Below are 18,318 nucleotides of genomic sequence, written 5' to 3'. Positions count from 1 at the left end.
GCTAGCCGCTCCACGGTGCGTTGCAATGGCTTTGCGTGCGGGCAGCAGGACGGCTAGGGCTGTGGCATGGCGGCGAGGGATCTCGGCAAATGCGACATCGCGATCGTCGGCGGCGGGCTCGCCGGCGGGCTCGCGGCGCTGGCGCTCGCGGCGAAGCGGCCCGACCTCGATGTGCGGCTGGTCGAGCCGGGGCCGATCGGCGGCAACCATGTCTGGTCCTTCTTCGACAGCGACATTGCGAAAAAGGATCGCTGGCTGGTCGCGCCGCTGGTGCGTTACCATTGGGAAAAATACGGCGTCGGCTTTCCGGCGCATCGCCGCACGCTGCGGATGGGATATAAGAGCATCACCGGCGAGGCGCTGGCCGAGGCGGTCGCGGCGGCGCTGCCCGAGGATCGCATCATCGCCGAAAAGGCGAAGCATGTCGCGCCCGACCATGTGTTGCTGGCGCGCGGCGGGCGATTGTCGGCGCGCCATGTCATCGATGCGCGCGGTGCGGTGAAAAACCCGGCGATCGAGTGCGGCTGGCAGAAATTCGTCGGGCAGGCGCTGACCATCGCGGGCGGGCACGGCGTCGACCGCCCGGTGGTGATGGATGCCGGGGTCGAGCAGATCGACGGCTATCGCTTCGTCTATCTTTTGCCCTTCGATGCCGAAACATTGTTCGTCGAGGATACCTATTACAGCGACGGCGCCGAGCTCGACGTCGCGGCGATCCGCGACCGCATCGCCGCCTATGCCGAAGCGCGGCAGTGGGAGGTGGCGGCGGTGACCCGCGAGGAAACGGGGGTGCTGCCGGTGGTGATCGGCGGCGATTTCGATCGTCTGTGGCCGGCATCCGACCGCACTGCGCGGATCGGCGTGCGCGCCGGGACCTTTCATGCGACGACGGGCTATTCGCTTCCCGGCGCGGTGCGGACGGCAGCGGCCTTGCCCGAACTCGCCGACCGCCGCGATCTGGCTGCGGCGCTGCGCGCGCGCGCCGCAGACTCTTGGCGGCGCCAGCGCTTCTATCGCATGCTCGGCGCCATGCTGTTCCGCGCCGCCGAACCCGACGAGCGCTACCGGATCTTCCAGCGCTTTTACCGCTTGCCGGCGGGTCTCATCGCGCGCTTCTATGCCGGACAGTCGCGGACAATGGACAAGCTGCGCATCCTGTCGGGCAAGCCGCCGGTGCCGGTCGGCCGCGCGCTGACGGCGCTCCGGCGTTTCGACTGGAAATGACGCGCCGCGCCATCGTCATCGGCGCCGGCTTCGGCGGGCTGGCGCTCGCGATCCGGCTGCAATCGGCGGGGGTGGCGACGACCGTGGTCGAGGCGCGCGACAAGCCCGGCGGCCGGGCGTATCATTGGGTGAAGGAGGGCTTTACCTTCGATGCGGGGCCGACGGTGATCACCGACCCGCCCTGTCTTCGCGAACTGTGGGCGCTCTCCGGGCAGGACATGGCGGCCGATGTCGACCTTGTCCCCGTGATGCCCTTTTACCGGCTGAACTGGCCCGACGGGACGAACTTCGATTATTCGAACGACGAGGCGGCGCTCCGCGCCGAGATCGCGAAGCTGTGCGCCCGCGATGTTGCGGGCTATGACCGCTTCCTCGATTATTCGCGCGGCGTTTACGAGCAGGGCTATGTCAAGCTCGGCGCGGTCGCATTCCTCGACTTTGCGTCGATGATCAGAGCGGCACCGGCGCTGATGAAATATCGGGCGTGGCGCAGCGTCTATGGGGTCGTGTCCTCCTATGTCGAGGACGAGCGGCTGCGGCAGGCGCTGTCGTTCCACACGCTGCTCGTCGGCGGCAATCCGATGACGACGAGCGCGATCTATGCGCTGATCCACACGATCGAGAAGCAAGGCGGCGTGTGGTTCGCACGCGGCGGTACCAACGCGCTGGTCGGCGGTATGGTGCGATTGTTCGAACGGCTGGGCGGGACATTGCGGCTCGGCGACGCGGTCGTGAAGATTGCAACCGCGGGCGACCGCGCGACGGGCGTCACGACGCAAAGCGGCTGGCACGGCGAGGCTGAGATGATCGCGTGCAATGGCGATTTGATGCACAGCTACCGCGACCTGCTCGATCACCCGCGCGCGGCTAAGGTCGCGCGCGGCCTGTCGCGCAAGCGCTGGTCGCCGTCGCTGTTCGTCGTCCATTTCGGGGTGAAGGGCGAATATCCCGATATCGCGCATCACAGCATCTTGTTCGGCCCGCGCTACAAGGGGCTGCTCGACGACATCTATCGGGGCGGGGTCGTTCCCGACGACTTCTCGCTCTATCTCCACCATCCGAGCATTACCGACCCCGGTATGGCGCCGCCGGGGCACGCAACCTTTTATGCACTCGCGCCGGTTGCGCATCTCGGCAAGGCGGCTGCGGACTGGGACGGTGCGTTCGGTGAGCGCTTTGCCGACGCGATCCTCGCGGAGATCGAGCGGCGCGTACTGCCGGGGCTGCGCGCCAATCTCGTCACCCGCTTCCACTACACCCCTGCCGATTTCGGCCGCGACCTGTCGGCGCATCTGGGGAGCGCGTTCAGCCTCGAACCGCTGCTGTGGCAGAGCGCCTGGTTTCGCGCCCACAACCGCGACGACGATATTTCGAACCTTTACTTCGTCGGCGCGGGGACGCATCCGGGCGCGGGTATCCCGGGGGTGGTCGGCAGCGCCAAGGCGACGGCCCATTTGATGTTGGACCAATAATTCCGTTCGCATCGAGCGAAGTCGAGATGCCCATCGGGCTTGCCGCCATGACGATGGGTGTCTCGACTTCGCTCGACACGAACGGGTAAGGGGAGTTTATGAAACGCCTTGCCGTCTATTGCGGATCCGCCAGCCCCGAGGATCCCGTTTATCTTCAGACCGCGCGCCACGTTGGCCGCACGCTTGCCGAGCGGGGGATCGGCGTCGTCTATGGCGGCGGCCGGTTGGGGCTGATGGGGGCGGTCGCCGATAGTGCCTTGGAGGCAGGCGGCGAGGTGATCGGGATCATCCCCGACGCGCTCGTCGGCGCCGAGGTCGCGCATCGCGGCTGCACCGAATTGCACGTCGTTTCGGGGATGCACGAGCGCAAGCGCATGTTCACCGACCTCAGCGATGGTTTCCTGACCATTCCCGGCGGGGTCGGGACGATGGACGAATTGTGGGAAGCGATCAGCTGGGCGCAGCTCGGTTATCACAACAAGCCGGTCGGACTGCTCAACACGGCGGGATTCTATAACGACCTCATCGCGTTCAACCGCAAGATGATCGACGTCGGCTTCGTCCGCGCGGCGCACGCCGGGATCATGATCGTCGATGCGGGGCTCGACGAACTACTCGCCAAGATGGCGGCTTATGAACCGCATGCGCCGATTTTTGCGATGAAGGCCGACGATCTTTAATGGCTGAAGCGGGGGCCTATGATGCGCACGCCCTCCACGGTTTCGCGCACGACAGCATCGCGCGCGGATCGAAAAGTTTCGCGCTCGCCAGCCAGCTCTTCGACCGCGAAACGCGCGAGCGGGTGTGGCTGCTCTACGCCTGGTGCCGTGCCGCCGACGACCTGACCGACGGGCAGGATCATGGCGGCGCGATGAAGCCGGGGCATGATCCGGTGGCGGCGGTCGCGCATATTCGCGCGCAGACCGACCGGGTCTTCGCGGGCGAGCCGACCGGCGAAGACGCCTTCGATGCGCTTGGCCTGTTGCTCACTGAAGTCGCCATCCCGCGCGCGGTCATCGACGATATCATCGCGGGCTTCGAACTCGATGCGAAGGACTGGCGTCCGCGCAGCGAGGACGATTTGCTCCGCTACTCCTATCATGTCGCGGGCGCGGTCGGGGTCGCGATGGCGCTGGTGATGGGGGTGGATCCCGGCGACGAAGCGACGCTCGACCGTGCGTCCGACCTCGGTATCGCGTTCCAGCTTGCGAATATCGCCCGCGACGTCGCCGAGGATGCCGCGGCCGACCGCTGCTACCTGCCCGTCGAGTGGATGGTTGAACTCGACATCCCACCCGGCCAGCATATGCACCCTGCCTTTCGTCCGCGCCTGTCGGTGATGGCGAAATGGCTCGCCGAAATGGCCGAGGAATATGAGGCATCGGCGCGCTGGGGCGCCCGCAAGCTGCCGCCGCGTAGCCGCTGGGCGGTGCTCGCCGCGGCGGGCATCTATGGCGACATCGCGCGCGAGGTGCGCGCGCGCGGCGACCATGCGTGGGACCATCGTGCCGCCAGTTCGCTGTTTGCCAAGCTTGGCTGGGTCGCGCGCGCCGGCTGGTCGGTGCTGCGCCGTCCCCCGCAGCGCCGGATCAGCCGCGACGGGCTGTGGACGCGGCCGCGGCAGGCATGAGCCAGCTCGAATGGATCGCCGCGGCGCTGGTGCTGATCAACGTCGCGCTGGTCGCGCTGCGCAGCGTCTGGAACTATCCGTTCGCGCTGGTAGCGGTCAGCCTTTATGCCGTCATTTTCTATGAAGCGCGCCTTTACAGCGACATGCTGCTGCAGGGCTTTTTCTTCGCGCTCAATCTTTACGGCTGGGCCGCCTGGCTGCGTGCGCGCGACGAAAGCGGCGTCCCCGTCGGCTGGATGACGCAGCAGGCGCGCGCCGTATGGGGCGCGCTGACCGTCGCGGCGTGGGCGGGCTGGAGCGCCATGATGCATCGCCATACGGACGCCGCGGCGCCATGGGTGGACGGCGCCGTCGCGATGCTCAGCATTACCGCGCAATGGCTGCTCGCGCGGCGCCGCGTCGAAAGCTGGTACCTGTGGATCCTCGTCGATCTGATCGCGATCCCGCTCTTCGCGTCGCGCGGCCTTTATGCGACGAGCGCGGTCTATGTCGTGCTGCTGGGTCTGTCGATCGACGGGCTGATCCAGTGGCGCCGCGCCGCTGCCTTGCGGCGGACGCGGGCATGACGCGCCATATCTGTCTGCACGGCGCCGAAAGTACCGGCAAGTCGACGCTCGCCCCGCGCCTCGCCGCGCGTCTCGGCGGTGTCGTCGTCCCCGAATATGGCCGTACCTACAGCGAAGCCCATGGCACCGAGTTCGACGCTGCCGATCTGCTCGCGATCTTCGAGGGGCATATTGCGGCGACCGAGGCGGCGATGGCGAGCGATCCCGCCTGGCTCGTCTCGGACACCGACCCGCTGATGACGCAAGCATGGGCGATCATGCTGCTCGGGCAACGCTTGCCGCGGATCGATGCGTGGAGCGCGGTGGCGGATCTCTATCTCGTACCGGCAATGGACCTTCCGTGGGAAGAGGACGGCACGCGGCTGTTCGGCAGCGATCTGGCCCGGCGGCAGTTCATGGAGGTCGCGATCGGCGAACTCGATCGGCGAGGACTGGCATGGGCATGGGTAGCGGGTGAAGGCGACGCGCGGCTCGAAAGCGCGCTCGCGGCGATTCAGGCGGCCGGGCTGACCGAATAGGCATCTCGCAATTCGCGCTTCAGGATCTTGCCGATCGGGCTGCGCGGCAGTTCATCGACCACGGTAATCGCGCTCAGCCGCTGCGTCTTGCCGACCTTTGCGTTGCAGTCGGCGCGCACCGCCTCGGCGACAGCGCCTTCCTTGAGCACGACGAAGGCGACCGGCGTTTCGCCCCATTCTTCGCTCGGTATCCCGACCACCGCTGCTTCGACGACGCGGTCGTCGGCGAGCAAAATGCCTTCGAGGTCGCTCGGGAAGATGTTGAAGCCGCCCGAGATGATCATGTCCTTGGCGCGGTCCATCAGCGTCAGGAAGCCCTCCTCGTCGATGCGGCCGATGTCGCCGTGGCGATAGAAGAGGTTACCGTCGGCATCATGCCAGTGCATCGCCTTCGTGGCGTCGGGGCGGTTGTTGTAGCCGGTCATCATCGCGGGCGAGCGGCCGACGACTTCGCCGACCGATCCTTGCGGCAGCTCGTTGCCCTCCTCGTCGATCACCTTCGCGACATGGCCCGGCGCCGGGCGGCCGACGGTGTGGAGCTTGTCGGGGAACTGGTGCGCCTCGAGGATGAACGCCGCGCCACCCTCGGTCATGCCGTAGATTTCGACGAGACCGCCCGGCCAGCGCTTCAGCACATCGGCTTTGAGCGACGCAGGAAACGGTGCCGAAGTGCAATATTTCATGATGAAGCTCGACAGGTCGAAGCGGCCGAAATCTTCGAGCGCCATGATGCGGCGGTACTGCACCGGCACCAGCATCGTATTGGTTGCGCGCTCACGCTCGGCGAGTTCGAGGAAGCCGCGCGCGTCGAATTTCTTCATCAGCACGACTTGCCCGCCCGAGCCGACCGTCGGCATGAAACTCGCCATCGTCGTGTTCGAATAGAGCGGGGTCGAGAGGATCGTCACCGCGTGCGGGCCATAGGCGGGGGCGCCGCGGACGATATGCTGCCAGCGCATCGCATGGCTGTGCACAATGCCTTTGGGGGTGCCGGTGGTGCCCGACGAATAGATGATGTTGAAGCCATCTTCGGGCAGGATTTCGACATGCACCGGCTTTGCGCCGGCGAGCGCCAGCCAGGCGTCGAGCGGGGTGCCGGCATCGCTGCCGTCCATCGCGATGCGGTCGCTCGCGGTGACGACCTGTCCGTCGAGGTTCGCTGCCGCGGCGCTGTCGAGGAACAGATGGCGCGCGCCGGTGTCGGCGATCATCGCCGCCATTTGCTCGCCCGTCGCGCTGTTGGTGACGAGACCCGCGACGCCGCCGGCGCGGAGCGTACCGAGGATCACCGCCATCTGTTCGACGCTGTTGAGCCCGGCGATCGCGGTGCGGTCACCCTTCGCAAAGCCGTCCTGCTGCAGCCGCGCGGCGATTCGGTCGGTCAATTGATCCAGTTCGGACCAGCTCAACCGCCGCAACGGGTCGGCAGCCGCTACGGCATCGGGACGTTCCGCGGCATGGGCACGGACAAGGTCGGGCAGGGTGGCGAAATCGCCGTCAAGCATTTCGATACTGGTCATGGCTATGGGGTACCACAGCCGAAAGGCGGTGCAATGCCGGTGGGGCGGCGGGGCAACAAATTGTTGCGTCGACGACGGGGGATGCGGATGGCATCATCGGATATTGTGGATAGGCGCGACAGAAAGTTGCTTGTCGCCATCTATCATCCGCAGGCAAAGCGGGCGGCGGTGCTCGTTGATGCGGTCGAGGCCGCGGGAATGGCGGCGCAGCTTTTGCCGCCGCACACGAACGACCTCCGTCCGTGGATCGACAGTTGTTTCGACCTGTTGCTGATCAACCCGTTCCTCGACTGGCAGGAGCCGTTCGATTTCGTCCGGCTGGCGGTGTCGATCGTCGGGCGGCGACCGCTGATCGTCGTCTCGGATCGCGATTCGCTCGACGAGCGGATGGTGGCGCTCGACGCCGGCGCCGCCGACGCGGTCGGCTGGACCGACAATCTGCCCGAAGTGGTGGCGCGGGTCGCCGGCCTGCTGCGCCGCAGCCGGATCGCGGCGGGACAGCTCGGCGAGGGCGAACTGCGTATCGATCTGATCGACCGGCGCGTCGAGCGTGCCGGACGGCTCATTCGCCTGCCGCTGCGCGAATATGACCTGTTGACCAATCTCGCGCGCGTGCCCGATCATCCGGTATCGCGCGATGCGCTTTTGCGCGCGGTCTGGCGCATCGATTTCGATCCCGGCACCAACCGGGTCGAGGTGCATATGTCGCGGCTTCGCGCCAAGGTGGATCGCGGATTCGACTGGCCGATGCTGCATACCGTGAAGGGCATGGGCTATGCGCTGCGTTCGCGGCCCGAATAGACGAAAGAAACTGGCCGGTCGCCGCTCCCAGCTTGCTTGACCGAAAGTTTCAGGTTGCTACTGATCTCCGACATAAAGAAACCAGCGATTCCGGAGATGATGGCCAGATGCACCCTTTCGTCCATGCCCGAAACAACCCCGACAAGCCCGCGATCATCGTTGCCGAGACGGGCGAGGCGATCAGCTATGGCGAGCTCGACGCCGCATCGAATCGCGCCGCGCAATTGTTTCGCGCGCACGGGTTGGGACATGAGGATGTCGTTGCCTTCATGCTCGACAACACGCCGCATTATTACGGGCTGACGTGGGGCGCGCAGCGTTCGGGGCTGCGCTATGTCTGTATTTCGTCGCGGCTGACGCAGGACGAAACCGATTATATTCTCGAAAATTCAGGGGCGCAGATTCTGGTCGTATCGGCGAGCCTTGCCGCCGCCGCACAGCAATTGACGACGGGGATCAAGCGCTTCGCCATGGGCGGCACGATTTCCGGCTATGAAAGCTGGGAAGATGCCGTCGCCGCCATGCCTGCTACTCCGGTTGCGGACGAGCGCGCCGGGGTCGACATGCTCTATTCGTCGGGAACCACCGGCCGGCCGAAGGGCGTCCGCGTGCCGCTGCCCGAAGATCCGGCGATCGAGGCGACGAACAGCCTCGTCATGCTCGCCTCCGCAGTGTTCCAGATCGACGAAAACAGCATCTATCTGTCGCCGGCGCCGCTGTATCACGCCGCGCCGCTGCGCTGGTCGATGACGATCCATCGTCTCGGCGGCACCGTCGTGCTGATGAAGAAATTCGACGAGGAGGCGGCGCTTGCCCATATCGAGACATATCGCGTCAACGCGAGCCAGTGGGTGCCGACGCATTTTGTCCGCATGCTCAAGCTGCCCGAGGCGGTGCGCGCGCGTTACGACCACAGTACGCTGAAGGTCGCGATCCATGCCGCGGCGCCGTGCCCGGTCCCGGTCAAGCAGGCGATGATCGACTGGTGGGGGCCGGTCCTGTTCGAATATTATGCCGGGTCCGAAGGCAATGGCATGACCTTCATCTCGAGCCAGGACTGGCTGACCCACAAGGGATCGGTCGGCCGGCCGATCCTCGGCGCGGTGCACATCGTCGGCGAGGACAATGAAACCGAGCTCGGCACGGGCGAGGAAGGCTGCGTCTTTTTCGAAAGCGACAATGTCTTCGAATATCACGGCGACAGCGAAAAAACCGCGTCGAGCCGCAACAGCAAGGGCTGGTCGACGCTGGGCGATGTCGGCAAGCTCGACGAGGAGGGCTTCCTCTATCTCACCGATCGCAAGAGCTTCATGATCATCTCGGGCGGAGTGAATATCTACCCGCAGGAGATCGAAAATCACCTCGTCACCCATCCGAAGGTCGCCGACGTCGCGGTGGTCGGCGGCCCGCACGACGAAATGGGCGAGGAGGTGATAGCGGTTATCCAGCCCGCCGACATGGCCGATGCGACCGACGCCTTCCGCGACGAACTCTGCGCCTATGCGCGCGAGAAATTGTCGGGCGTGAAAATTCCGCGCCGCATCGATTTCATGGAGGCGCTGCCGCGCCACGATACGGGCAAGCTCTACAAGCGCCTGCTGCGTGACCAATATTGGGCGAAAGACAAGGCAGGGGTTTGACGGGTGATGGAGCGCGTCGAATTCTTCTTCGACCTGTCGAGTCCGTGGACCTGCCTTGCCTTTCATAACCTGCCGGGCGTGCTCGAGCGGACGGGGGCCGCGGCGATCTATCGGCCGATCCTTGTCGGCGGGGTGTTCAATGCCGTGAACCCCGCCGTTTATGCGGCGCGCGAACAGGCCGACAACCGGCGGCTCCAGCATAGCTGGAAGGTGCTGCAGGACTGGGCCCGGCTCGCGGACGTGCCGATGAATTTCCCCTCGCAATGGCATCCGGCGAAGAGCGTCCATGCGATGCGTTTCGCCGCGGCGCTCGAAGACGATCAGCCGGCGCTCGTCGGTTTCGCGCGCGGGGCGTTCGCGAGCTATTTCGGCCGGCAGGAAAATCTCGACGACCCGGCGGTGCTCGCCGCGGTCGCCGATGCCGAAGGGCTCGACGGAGCCGCGCTTGCCGCGGCGGCCGGGAGCGACGCGGTCAAGGCGCGGCTGCGCGCCAACACCGAAGAGGTCGTCGCGCGCGGCGGCTATGGCTCGCCGACGATCTTCGTCGATCGGGCCGACATGTATTTCGGCAACGACCAGCTCCCGCTCGTCGAAGCCGCGTTGAAACGCTGAAAGGGACTCCCGCGTGCAAGACCGTATTTCGATTACCATGCTTGATGGCGGCATCGCTGACGTCCGGCTGATCCGCGCCGACAAGATGAATGCGCTCGACCCCGCGATGTGGGCCGCGCTTGTCGAAGCGATCGACACGCTGAAAGCCCAGGCGGGGCTGCGCGTCGTCGTACTGTCGGGGGAGGGGCGCGCTTTCTGCGCCGGACTCGATCTGTCGAGCCTCAGCAACGAGCGCGACCCGGGCGCGAGCAGCGCCGGTGGCACGCTGGCCGATCGCACCAAGGGCATTTCGAACAATGCGCAATATGCGGCATGGGGCTGGCGCGAGCTGCCGGTGCCGGTGATCGCGGCGGTGCACGGCGTCGCGTTCGGCGCGGGCAGCCAGATCATGGCGGCCGCCGACATCCGTATCGTCCATCCCGACACGCGCATCGCGATCATGGAAATGCGCTGGGGGCTGGTCCCCGACGTTGCCGGCATGGCGCTGTGGCGGACGCAGGTCGCCGACGATGTGCTGCGCGAGCTCATCTATACCAACCGCGAATTCAACGGATCGGAAGCGAAGCTGCTGGGCTTTGCGACGCATGTTTCCGACGATCCGCTGGCGCGGGCGATGGAACTGGCGGCGGTGATCGCCGACAAGAACCCGCACGCCATCCGTGGCGCCAAGCGGCTGTGCAACATGCTGGGCGATGCGAGCGACGCCGAAATCCTGCAGGCCGAGAGCGACGAACAGGTGAAGGTCATCCGGACCCCGAACCAGATCGAAGCGGTGATGGCCGGGATGGAAAAGCGCCGGCCGAATTTTACCGACTAGATTATCGTCATTGCGAGCGAAGCGAAGCAATCCAGGGCGGTTTACGCGACTCTGGATTGCTTCGCTTCGCTCGCAATGACGAAGGAAAGAAATTTACAGGAGGCTCAGAAAACGCGCGGCATTGTCCCAGTCGCGCTTGTGCGCCGCGCGTTGTGTCTGCGCTTCGCTGTCGGCGCCCCAGCGGCGTTCCTGATAGAGCTCGTCGAGGCTGACCGCTTGCCACAGCAGGTCGGGATCGAACGCGGCTTCGGCAAGCGCTAGCCCCGCGACGAGCGACCCGCCGATCGTGACCAGGGGGGTCAGCGCCGTCATCCGCCATGGATCGAGCGCGAACACCGCCGTGCGCAGCGCGGCGACGGTTTCCGCCGACTGGTCGATCGGCAATATGCCCTGCGTCAGCGCGAATTCGAGTGCGAAGCGTTCCTCGGCCCAGGCGAGCAGCGGGTTCCACGCCGCCGCCTGTTCGGCCTGCAAGGCCGCGTCGCGGTCGTCGCGGTAGCAGAAAAGGTCGGTCGCGGCGTAGGCGGCAACAGTTTCGGCAAAGGCAGCGGGATCGGGCGATGCAAGGTCGATCGCGGCGTTGGCGAGGCCGGTCATCGGCATTGCGGTGGGATCGATCGTTTCGCCGACCGCCTGCCATTCGGCCGCGATCGCTTCGGCAAGCGCGGCGCTCGCGACCACCAGCGGCGCGCGCTGCGGCGTCCGCACCGGCCGGCCGTCGAGCGCGATGCCCCAGCCACCGTCCTCGCGAACGGCAGCGACCTCTTTCCAGAACCGCTTCACAGCTCTTTGGGCGAGCGCCAGCGCCGCGCGAGCAGCATCGGCATCACCGCGAAATCGAAGGCGCCGAGCAGTACGACGGCGACTCCGATCCAGCGATCGGTGGGCTGTCCCGCCAGTTCGAGCCCGCCGCGGATCAGCACGAAGCCCGCGAGCACGAAGATCGCGCCCATGACGCGCATCGCGGCGATGGCGAAGAAGCGCTTTTTGGCGAGGGCGTCGGCGGCGGGGGTCATGCGCCCTCCCTATCGCCGCCAAGGTGGCGCATCAACTGTGCGAGCGCGCCGTGACCGGTCGCCTCGACGCCCGCGGCGACCCTTTCGCGTTCGTCGGCGGGCTTGTTCTGCGACAGCTTGATCGTCGGCCGCCATGCGGCGATGCGCATCTCGAAGCCGGTGATCGCGCCGGTCATCCTGCCGAACAGCGCCGGGTTCATCTTGGCGCGCGTCCACGGCGGATTGGCGCCGGCCCGCGCTTCATGGTCGGCCGACAGCGTGTCGAGCAGCGCGACCAGCGCGCTGTCGTCGATCCGGCGCACGGCGCCTTCCATCTCGATCGCGACATAATTCCAGGTCGGTACCTGATCGGCCTCGGCATACCAGCTTGCGCTGACATAGGCGTCCGGCCCCTGCACCACGGCGAGCGCGGTCGTGCCTTCCAGGTGCCGGGTCAGCGCGTTGCCGCGTGCGAGGTGGAATTGCAGCGTCGCGCGGTCGTCGCTCAGCACCACCGGCGTATGCGCGACGCGCGGCCCGTCGGGCGTGCCCGCGAAGATGGCGGCAAAGCCGATCTCGCGGACGAGCAGTTCGGCGAGATCGTCCTGTTTCGGACGGAAGGCGCTGTTGGGGTGCATTAGCGGGGCCGTGCCGGGCGCGGCGACGACTTCTTCGTTCCGGGCTTTTTGTCTGCGGGCTTGCCCGGCTTCGCTTTGGCCTTCGGTTTCGGCTTCGGCTTGCCGACATGGTCGGTCGGCTTGCTTGTCGCGGTGCGTCCGCGCCGCTCGCCGCGCCGCGCCTTGCGGATCTGCTTGCTGTGCGCCTTCGCTGCCGCCTTTTCTGCCGCTTTGGAGGGCTGGCCCTTGACGATATCGTCGATCCCGACCTCGCCGAGCAGCAGGTCGAAGCCGAGCGCGTCGAGGCTCGCGGCGAAATGCTCGGGTACCTCGGCGCTGATATCGATTGCGCCGCCGTCGGGGTGGTCGATGCGCAGCCGGCGGCTGTGCAGGTGCATCTTGCGGCTGATCGAGCCGGTCAGGAAGGCGCCCTTGCCGCCATATTTGCCGTCGCCGACGATCGGGTGGCCGATCGCCGCCATATGGACGCGAAGCTGGTGCGTGCGGCCGGTGAGCGGTTGCAGTTCGACCCACGCGGCGCTGTTGCCGGCGCGCTCGATGACGCGGTAGCGCGTTTTCGAGGCGAGGCCGCTGTCGTGGACATGCATCTTCTCGCCGCCCGAGCCGGGCTGCTTGGCGAGCGGCAGATCGATCTCGCCCTGCGCGATGTCGGGGACGCCGACGATGATCGCCCAATAGGTCTTGCGCGCGCTGCGGTTCGAAAAGCTCTTGGCGAAATAGGCGGCGGCGCGCGGGGTGCGCGCGATCAGCAAGGCGCCCGATGTATCCTTGTCGAGCCGGTGGACGAGTTTCGGCCGCACGGGCGCATCGAACTTGAGCGCGTCGAGCAAGCCGTCGACATGCTGCTCGGTCTTGGTACCGCCCTGCGTCGCGAGGCCGGGCAGCTTGTTGAGCACGATGGCGCTCGCGTCGCGGTGAATCACCATGCCGGTCGCAAGCTCGACATCGGCGTCGGTCAGCGGGCGGCCCTTGCGCGCCGGACGGGCTTCGGTTTCGACCGGCGGCACCGGCATGACGAGCGTCTGTCCCGCCGCGATCCGGTCCGACACATCGGCCTTCTTGCCGTCGAGCGTCAACTGTCCCGAACGCGCCCAGCGTGCGAGGAGCGCGTGCGGGGTGCCTTCCCGGTGGCGCTTGAACCAGCGGTCGAGGCGGATGCCGTCATCTTCTTCGGCGATTGTCGCCCCGTCGAGTTTGGCAACGTCGAGTTTCGTCTTGGGCTCGCTCATGCCGGCACCTGCCGCACGATGAACAGGCCGAGACCGCAAGCGATGATTGCGCCGATCACCGACGCGAGGACATAAGCGGCCGCCTGCCCGGTCTGACCGCGTTCGAACAGCAGCCAGAACTCGAGGCTGAAGGATGAGAAGGTGGTGAAGCCGCCAAGCACGCCGACGCCGACGAACAGCCGTGCGGTCTCGCCGCCGTCGCTGCTCCGCGCCAGCCAGCCGATCAGCAGGCCCATCAGCAAGCTGCCGGCGATATTGATCGAGAGCGTCCACCACGGAAAGCCGGGGCCGAGCCGCGCGAGCATGACCTGCCCGACGAGGTGGCGGCAGCCGGCGCCGATCGCGCCGCCGATCATGACTGGAAACAGGCCGTTCATGCGCTCGCCCTAGCCGCAAAATGCGGCAAGGCATAGCGCCGCAAATTGCGGCAACGCATAGCACCGCAAATTACGGCGGCGCATGGCGACCTCAATCGTCGGGGTGCGGAGCGGAAAGCGCTGAGGCCGCGCGTTCGTGCGTCGCGCGCCAGTCGGCGGGCCGGACGAAATCTTCCTGCCATATCCCGCGTCGCTTCGCCTGCGCTTCAGCTTCCTCGACCGGATAGGCGTCGTCCGTCGCGACGGCCCAGCCCTGCCGGACCATTTCGGCGCCAAGGTCGATGCCGTCGGGAAAGGGGAGGGTGCGGCATGTGGCGAGCGTGCGGCGATAGACATCCCTGGCGGCAAGGTCGCAATGCAGCGGTCCCGGCCCCGCCAGCTTTTCGAGCGCGGCGCGGGCATCGCGGCCGCAGGCCCAGCGGCTGCCATCGGCACGCGGGCAGTCCTGCCGGTATTCGACGGCATCGAGCCCGGTGAGGCGGATCGTGATTGCCGCATCGTCCCGGCGAACGGTCAAGCTGTCGCCGTCGATGACATGCACCAGCGGGACGGTCGCCGCGGGAGCGGGGCGCCATGTCCAGGCCGCGATCGCCAGCCCGACGAGCAGGAGCAGCGCGGCGAACGACCGGAACCGGCGGCGCCAGCGCAGGCGGCTGAGGGATGAAATGATTTCCGGCATCGCGCCACCGGCCTGATGGTGACGCCCGCAAATGGCAAGCGTGAATAAGCAGTTGACGATGAGAACAAAACATGTCCAAAATGGATGAAATCCGGCACGGCTGCTCTATGCCGACTCATTCGCCATGCAGGCTTGGGTCCGTATCGGCGGCAAACAGGAACGAACAAAAGGTGAATATCGCCGAAATGACGACATAGTTGTGCCGGGGTGGAGCAATGAACGGGGACAGGCAGCATGATGGACTTTGAAGCACGCGGCGGGCTCGACATGGCGCATTTTCCTCCGGGCGGTTTCCGGGTGGGAGAAATATCGACGCCGGTTGGGGCGAAATCCCGGCTGCTAGTCATCGGCCATGCGGACTTCACGCTCGACGCCCTGTCGCTCGCCGAGGTGCGCCTCGCCAGGACATTGCCCGCGTTGCGAGCGGCAGGACATATCAGGCAAGACGCCATGCTGGATATTGTCTGGCTGGCTGGGGCCGATACGATCGAAGGCGAGATGCTCGCCGATATATGCGCGGCGGCAGGCGAGCAGGGTTGTCATCTCGTTTGCGAGACGTCGCTGGCGGGGCTCGACCGGCTGGTCGCGGCGGTTCCGGCGTCACTGCAAACCGAGTTTCTGGTCGATGCCGATGCGACCGACCGGGTGGTCGCCCTCGCCGCGGCGCGGCGGACTCGACACCAAGTGGTTCATGACGTCGCCCGCGACGCCGCGATGGAGCGGATCGACCGGTTGCAGGAAGAGGTCGCCCGCATCTCGCGCCTGCTCGGCGATCTGGCAGGCCAGCGCGGCGGGCTGCCGGGGACGCCGGCCGGCTTTGCGCCGCGCCCTGAGGAGTTTACCGACTATCCGGGCCAGGTCCGCTCGGCGCCGCGCGACTTCGCGGCGGTGCCGCGGAGCTTCGTGCCCGAGGAACGCGCGCTGGAACGACAGCGCGCCAAGGCGGTGCGGCGAGTATTGCGCCAGCGGCGGATGCGCGAACAATATTTCCCGGCCGACCTGTTCGCCGATCCGGCGTGGGACATGCTGCTCGACCTCTACGCGGCACGGCTCGAACGCCAGCCGGTGTCGGTATCGAGCCTGTGCATCGCCGCCGCCGTGCCCGCGACGACGGCGCTGCGCTGGATCAAGACGATGACCGACGCCGGCCTGTTCCTGCGCGAAGCCGATCCGCACGATGGTCGCCGCATCTTCATCGGGCTTGCCGAAGGCGCATTCGATTCGCTCGCGCGCTATTTCGAGGCGCTGGAGGAATAGCGGCGCGCTTGCCTCCGCGCCCAAGCTGTGGCAGGGGCGCGCTCTCCCGAAACGGGGGCGCTTAGCTCAGTTGGTAGAGCATCTCGTTTACACCGAGAGGGTCGGCGGTTCGAGCCCGTCAGCGCCCACCACGCAGTCACTATGTGATCGCGATTGCCGGGTCTCGGTCAACGTTCTCTCGAAATTATAGCGATAAATTAGAGGTTTGTGGCTCTCTAGGGTGTTCCCCGCTGCGATGTAGAGACGCTTTTGGCGTCGGCTAACGAGCGCAGCTTATCCTGCATTCTCAACTCAAGGATTTCGCGGTCGGAGGATGTGTTGCACAAAAGATGTGCATCTTGTTCAGCTTTTGCTGGAGGTGGGTTCAGGCGAACCCGAGCATCTCGCGCTGCCCTTGCCAGTCGATCGGCAGGTTATTGATGCGCGCGAGGAATTGGCGATTGAGGTGCGCTGGCTGCCGGCCATCAAGGATAGCGGCCGTGATGTCCGGCGCGAGGTGTGCGAGTCGAAGCAGCGAGCAGAAGTAAGGTGTGGACACTGCCATGCTCGTTGCGGCGGCTTCAACAGTCGAGTTCGTCGATGCGGCGATGGCCTTCCCAGCTTGGTGCGCGCGGACGATGAGTTTGATCAGCGCTGGATCGTGTCGAGGGTGCGCGTAGTTCTCGGGGGCGGCGGCAATGCGCTTCTCTCCGCTGCAGCGAACTAACGTCGCAGGGATAGCCACCGGCTCTTCGCGGTCGATATATTCAATCTCGACCCGGTCGGGGTGGACTGTGATTTTCCGCATCGTTGCGAGTATAAGTTCGCGCGTTGGGCGCGGGCCATCCCAACTCACGTCTGCGTGGTTCCTGAGCTGATGGATCAGGAGGTTTTCAATGTCGCCCGCGGGTACACGCACGATCGGCAACTCCAGCCGCTGCTTATCCTTGCGGCTGATGTAGTAGCGATATCGCACGCCAGCCTTGTTCGCGTGATTGGGTGTCAATCGGCGTCCGTCGCCATCCCAGATTATGCCGGCGAACAGACTTGGGTGTTCGGCATAGGCAGCATGCCTATGTTCAACGCGATTGCCATCGAGGCGCGCGCTGATCCGATCGAAGGTGTCGGCGTCGATGATCTCATGATGCTCACCAGGATAAGATTTTCCGCAGTGCGTGATCTCGCCGCGATAGATACGGTTGCGCAGCATCTGGTAGAGCGCACCGCGGCTGAAATTCTTGTCGCCATAATTGCTCCCGTCCTTCAGCATCCGCGACTTCGTCAGGATTCCATCGGCGGCCAGTTCCGCCTGCAGGGCGTAGACCGACCTGAGCGCGAGATAACGATTGAAGATATGTCGTACCTTCTCGGCTTCTGCGGGAACGATGAGGAGCTTCCGGTCTTTGACTTCATAACCCAGCGGTACGGTCCCGCCCATCCACATGCCGCGCGCTTTCGACGCGGCGATTTTGTCGCGAATGCGCTCGCCCGTCACTTCGCGCTCGAACTGGGCGAAGGACAGCAGGACATTGAGGGTGAGGCGCCCCATGCTGTTCGTGGTGTTGAAGGCCTGAGTCACGCTGACAAACGAAGCGCCATGTTTGTCGAGGACATCGACGATGCGCGCAAAGTCGGACAGGCTGCGGGTGAGACGGTCGACTTTATAGACGACAATGATGTCGATCATTCCGGCTTCAACATCTTCAAGCAACTGGCGAAGGCCGGGCCGTTCCATCGATCCGCCGGAATAGCCGCCGTCGTCGTACAGCTCACCTGTCGGCTCCCATCCTTCGTGAGTTTGGCTCAGAATGTACGCGCCGCAGGCTTCGCGCTGGGCATCCAGGCTGTTGAAGTTCTGATCGAGACCTTCTTCGGTCGATTTGCGCGTATAGATCGCGCAGCGGCGGCGGGAGGATTGAGGTTTCATCGAGCGGCCTCGGTCTTAAGTCCGAAGAAGCGCGGGCCCGACCAGGCCGCGCCGGTTATCTCGCGCGCAATCTGGGTTAGGGAAGAGTATTGCCGTCCGTCGAACTCAAACCCTTGGTCGATCACGGTCACCGTATAGGCCTTCCCGTGCCAGGGGCGCACAAGCTGCGACCCTGGCTTAAGTGACCGGTCCAAGGCCATATCAAGTTCGCCGTCGTGATCGAGTTGGCCGGCGAGACGATCGAGCTCGCGTAGCCGATTTGCAGGCAGGCCTCCGAGCATCTTCTCCTGCAGACGCCAGGCGATGCTTCGAATGAGCTGGCTCGAAGTGAGGCCAGCGGTCAGCGGCTGGCGGCGGTGAAGGCGGCGCCATTCGGCGCGTAGACGAGCCGGCGACATTGTCGCCAGCCCGGCCAGTTGTTCTTCAATGCGCGCCAC

20 protein-coding genes and 1 tRNA gene are annotated in these 18,318 nt (G+C 65.7%); 12 read left to right on the top strand and 9 right to left on the bottom strand.

Annotation, left to right across the window (positions count from 1 at the left end):
* Nucleotides 1-66 precede the first annotated feature (66 nt).
* The 6 genes from crtY to V6U71_RS16510 all read left to right on the top strand — a co-directional run bounded on the left by crtY (nucleotide 67) and on the right by V6U71_RS16510 (nucleotide 5,410).
* Nucleotides 67-1,224, top strand: coding sequence for a lycopene beta-cyclase CrtY (crtY, locus tag V6U71_RS16535; protein WP_411339473.1), 1,158 nt, complete (start codon nucleotides 67-69; stop codon nucleotides 1,222-1,224).
* Nucleotides 1,221-2,696, top strand: coding sequence for a phytoene desaturase (locus V6U71_RS16530; RefSeq protein ID WP_411339472.1), 1,476 nt, complete (start codon nucleotides 1,221-1,223; stop codon nucleotides 2,694-2,696). Before crtY ends, V6U71_RS16530 begins: the two co-directional genes overlap by 4 nt.
* 98 nt (nucleotides 2,697-2,794) lie before the next feature.
* The gene (locus V6U71_RS16525; protein ID WP_054731063.1) at nucleotides 2,795-3,376 is read left to right on the top strand and encodes a TIGR00730 family Rossman fold protein; all 582 of its coding nucleotides are present in this window, start codon (nucleotides 2,795-2,797) and stop codon (nucleotides 3,374-3,376) included.
* Nucleotides 3,376-4,326: a phytoene/squalene synthase family protein gene (locus tag V6U71_RS16520; RefSeq protein ID WP_411339471.1), complete on the top strand. Its 951-nt coding sequence runs from the start codon at nucleotides 3,376-3,378 to the stop codon at nucleotides 4,324-4,326. Before V6U71_RS16525 ends, V6U71_RS16520 begins: the two co-directional genes overlap by 1 nt.
* Nucleotides 4,323-4,892, top strand: coding sequence for a nicotinamide riboside transporter PnuC (pnuC, locus tag V6U71_RS16515; RefSeq protein WP_411339470.1), 570 nt, complete (start codon nucleotides 4,323-4,325; stop codon nucleotides 4,890-4,892). Before V6U71_RS16520 ends, pnuC begins: the two co-directional genes overlap by 4 nt.
* Entirely contained in the window at nucleotides 4,889-5,410 is a 522-nt protein-coding gene (locus V6U71_RS16510; protein WP_411339469.1) for an AAA family ATPase, read from the top strand. Before pnuC ends, V6U71_RS16510 begins: the two co-directional genes overlap by 4 nt.
* Here V6U71_RS16510 and V6U71_RS16505 read toward each other — a convergent pair.
* Nucleotides 5,386-6,930, bottom strand: a complete 1,545-nt coding sequence (locus V6U71_RS16505; protein WP_411339468.1) for a class I adenylate-forming enzyme family protein — start codon at nucleotides 6,928-6,930, stop codon at nucleotides 5,386-5,388. The genes V6U71_RS16510 and V6U71_RS16505 overlap by 25 nt on opposite strands.
* Before the next feature lie 126 nt (nucleotides 6,931-7,056).
* On the opposite strand from V6U71_RS16505, the gene V6U71_RS16500 reads away from it, so the two are divergent.
* The 4 genes from V6U71_RS16500 to V6U71_RS16485 all read left to right on the top strand — a co-directional run bounded on the left by V6U71_RS16500 (nucleotide 7,057) and on the right by V6U71_RS16485 (nucleotide 10,800).
* Nucleotides 7,057-7,731 carry a winged helix-turn-helix domain-containing protein gene (locus V6U71_RS16500; RefSeq protein ID WP_411339467.1) on the top strand — a complete coding sequence of 225 codons (675 nt, stop codon included), beginning with the start codon at nucleotides 7,057-7,059 and terminating at the stop codon, nucleotides 7,729-7,731.
* Between the two features lie 107 nt (nucleotides 7,732-7,838).
* The gene (locus tag V6U71_RS16495) at nucleotides 7,839-9,371 is read left to right on the top strand and encodes an acyl-CoA synthetase (RefSeq protein WP_411339466.1); all 1,533 of its coding nucleotides are present in this window, start codon (nucleotides 7,839-7,841) and stop codon (nucleotides 9,369-9,371) included.
* 6 nt (nucleotides 9,372-9,377) lie between these two features.
* Nucleotides 9,378-9,983 carry a 2-hydroxychromene-2-carboxylate isomerase gene (locus tag V6U71_RS16490; RefSeq protein ID WP_411339464.1) on the top strand — a complete coding sequence of 202 codons (606 nt, stop codon included), beginning with the start codon at nucleotides 9,378-9,380 and terminating at the stop codon, nucleotides 9,981-9,983.
* A 37-nt stretch (nucleotides 9,984-10,020) separates the two neighbouring features.
* The gene (locus tag V6U71_RS16485; RefSeq protein ID WP_411339463.1) at nucleotides 10,021-10,800 is read left to right on the top strand and encodes a crotonase/enoyl-CoA hydratase family protein; all 780 of its coding nucleotides are present in this window, start codon (nucleotides 10,021-10,023) and stop codon (nucleotides 10,798-10,800) included.
* A 93-nt stretch (nucleotides 10,801-10,893) separates the two neighbouring features.
* Here V6U71_RS16485 and V6U71_RS16480 read toward each other — a convergent pair whose 3' ends face one another.
* The 6 genes from V6U71_RS16480 to V6U71_RS16455 all read right to left on the bottom strand — a co-directional run bounded on the left by V6U71_RS16480 (nucleotide 10,894) and on the right by V6U71_RS16455 (nucleotide 14,718).
* Nucleotides 10,894-11,583: an ATP12 family chaperone protein gene (locus V6U71_RS16480; protein WP_411339462.1), complete on the bottom strand. Its 690-nt coding sequence runs from the start codon at nucleotides 11,581-11,583 to the stop codon at nucleotides 10,894-10,896.
* Nucleotides 11,580-11,816, bottom strand: a complete 237-nt coding sequence (locus tag V6U71_RS16475) for a hypothetical protein (RefSeq protein ID WP_411339461.1) — start codon at nucleotides 11,814-11,816, stop codon at nucleotides 11,580-11,582. Before V6U71_RS16475 ends, V6U71_RS16480 begins: the two co-directional genes overlap by 4 nt.
* Nucleotides 11,813-12,433: an FMN-binding negative transcriptional regulator gene (locus V6U71_RS16470; protein ID WP_411339460.1), complete on the bottom strand. Its 621-nt coding sequence runs from the start codon at nucleotides 12,431-12,433 to the stop codon at nucleotides 11,813-11,815. The genes V6U71_RS16475 and V6U71_RS16470 overlap by 4 nt, the downstream gene beginning before the upstream one ends.
* Entirely contained in the window at nucleotides 12,433-13,662 is a 1,230-nt protein-coding gene (locus V6U71_RS16465) for an RluA family pseudouridine synthase (protein ID WP_411339459.1), read from the bottom strand. The genes V6U71_RS16470 and V6U71_RS16465 overlap by 1 nt, the downstream gene beginning before the upstream one ends.
* Nucleotides 13,659-14,039 carry a fluoride efflux transporter CrcB gene (gene crcB / locus V6U71_RS16460; RefSeq protein ID WP_411339458.1) on the bottom strand — a complete coding sequence of 127 codons (381 nt, stop codon included), beginning with the start codon at nucleotides 14,037-14,039 and terminating at the stop codon, nucleotides 13,659-13,661. Before crcB ends, V6U71_RS16465 begins: the two co-directional genes overlap by 4 nt.
* 91 nt (nucleotides 14,040-14,130) lie before the next feature.
* Entirely contained in the window at nucleotides 14,131-14,718 is a 588-nt protein-coding gene (locus tag V6U71_RS16455; protein ID WP_411339457.1) for a thermonuclease family protein, read from the bottom strand.
* Nucleotides 14,719-14,952: 234 nt separating this feature from the next.
* Between V6U71_RS16455 and V6U71_RS16450 the strand changes: the two genes are divergently transcribed.
* Both V6U71_RS16450 and V6U71_RS16445 read left to right on the top strand, forming a co-directional pair.
* Nucleotides 14,953-15,975 carry a MarR family transcriptional regulator gene (locus tag V6U71_RS16450; RefSeq protein WP_411339456.1) on the top strand — a complete coding sequence of 341 codons (1,023 nt, stop codon included), beginning with the start codon at nucleotides 14,953-14,955 and terminating at the stop codon, nucleotides 15,973-15,975.
* A gap of 55 nt (nucleotides 15,976-16,030) precedes the next feature.
* Nucleotides 16,031-16,106, top strand: a tRNA-Val gene (locus V6U71_RS16445).
* Nucleotides 16,107-16,339: 233 nt separating this feature from the next.
* Here V6U71_RS16445 and V6U71_RS16440 read toward each other — a convergent pair.
* Together V6U71_RS16440 and V6U71_RS16435 are read right to left on the bottom strand one after the other, a co-directional pair.
* Complete coding sequence (locus V6U71_RS16440; RefSeq protein ID WP_411339455.1) at nucleotides 16,340-17,881, bottom strand: recombinase family protein; 1,542 nt, start codon at nucleotides 17,879-17,881, stop codon at nucleotides 16,340-16,342.
* On the bottom strand, nucleotides 17,878-18,318 hold the full coding sequence (locus V6U71_RS16435; RefSeq protein WP_411339454.1) for a DUF2924 domain-containing protein: 441 nt from the start codon (nucleotides 18,316-18,318) through the stop codon (nucleotides 17,878-17,880). The genes V6U71_RS16440 and V6U71_RS16435 overlap by 4 nt, the downstream gene beginning before the upstream one ends.

It is taken from the genome of Sphingopyxis sp. J-6 (assembly GCF_046603995.1).
Taxonomy (GTDB): domain Bacteria; phylum Pseudomonadota; class Alphaproteobacteria; order Sphingomonadales; family Sphingomonadaceae; genus Sphingopyxis.
This window is presented reverse-complemented; position numbering and strand designations above follow the sequence as displayed.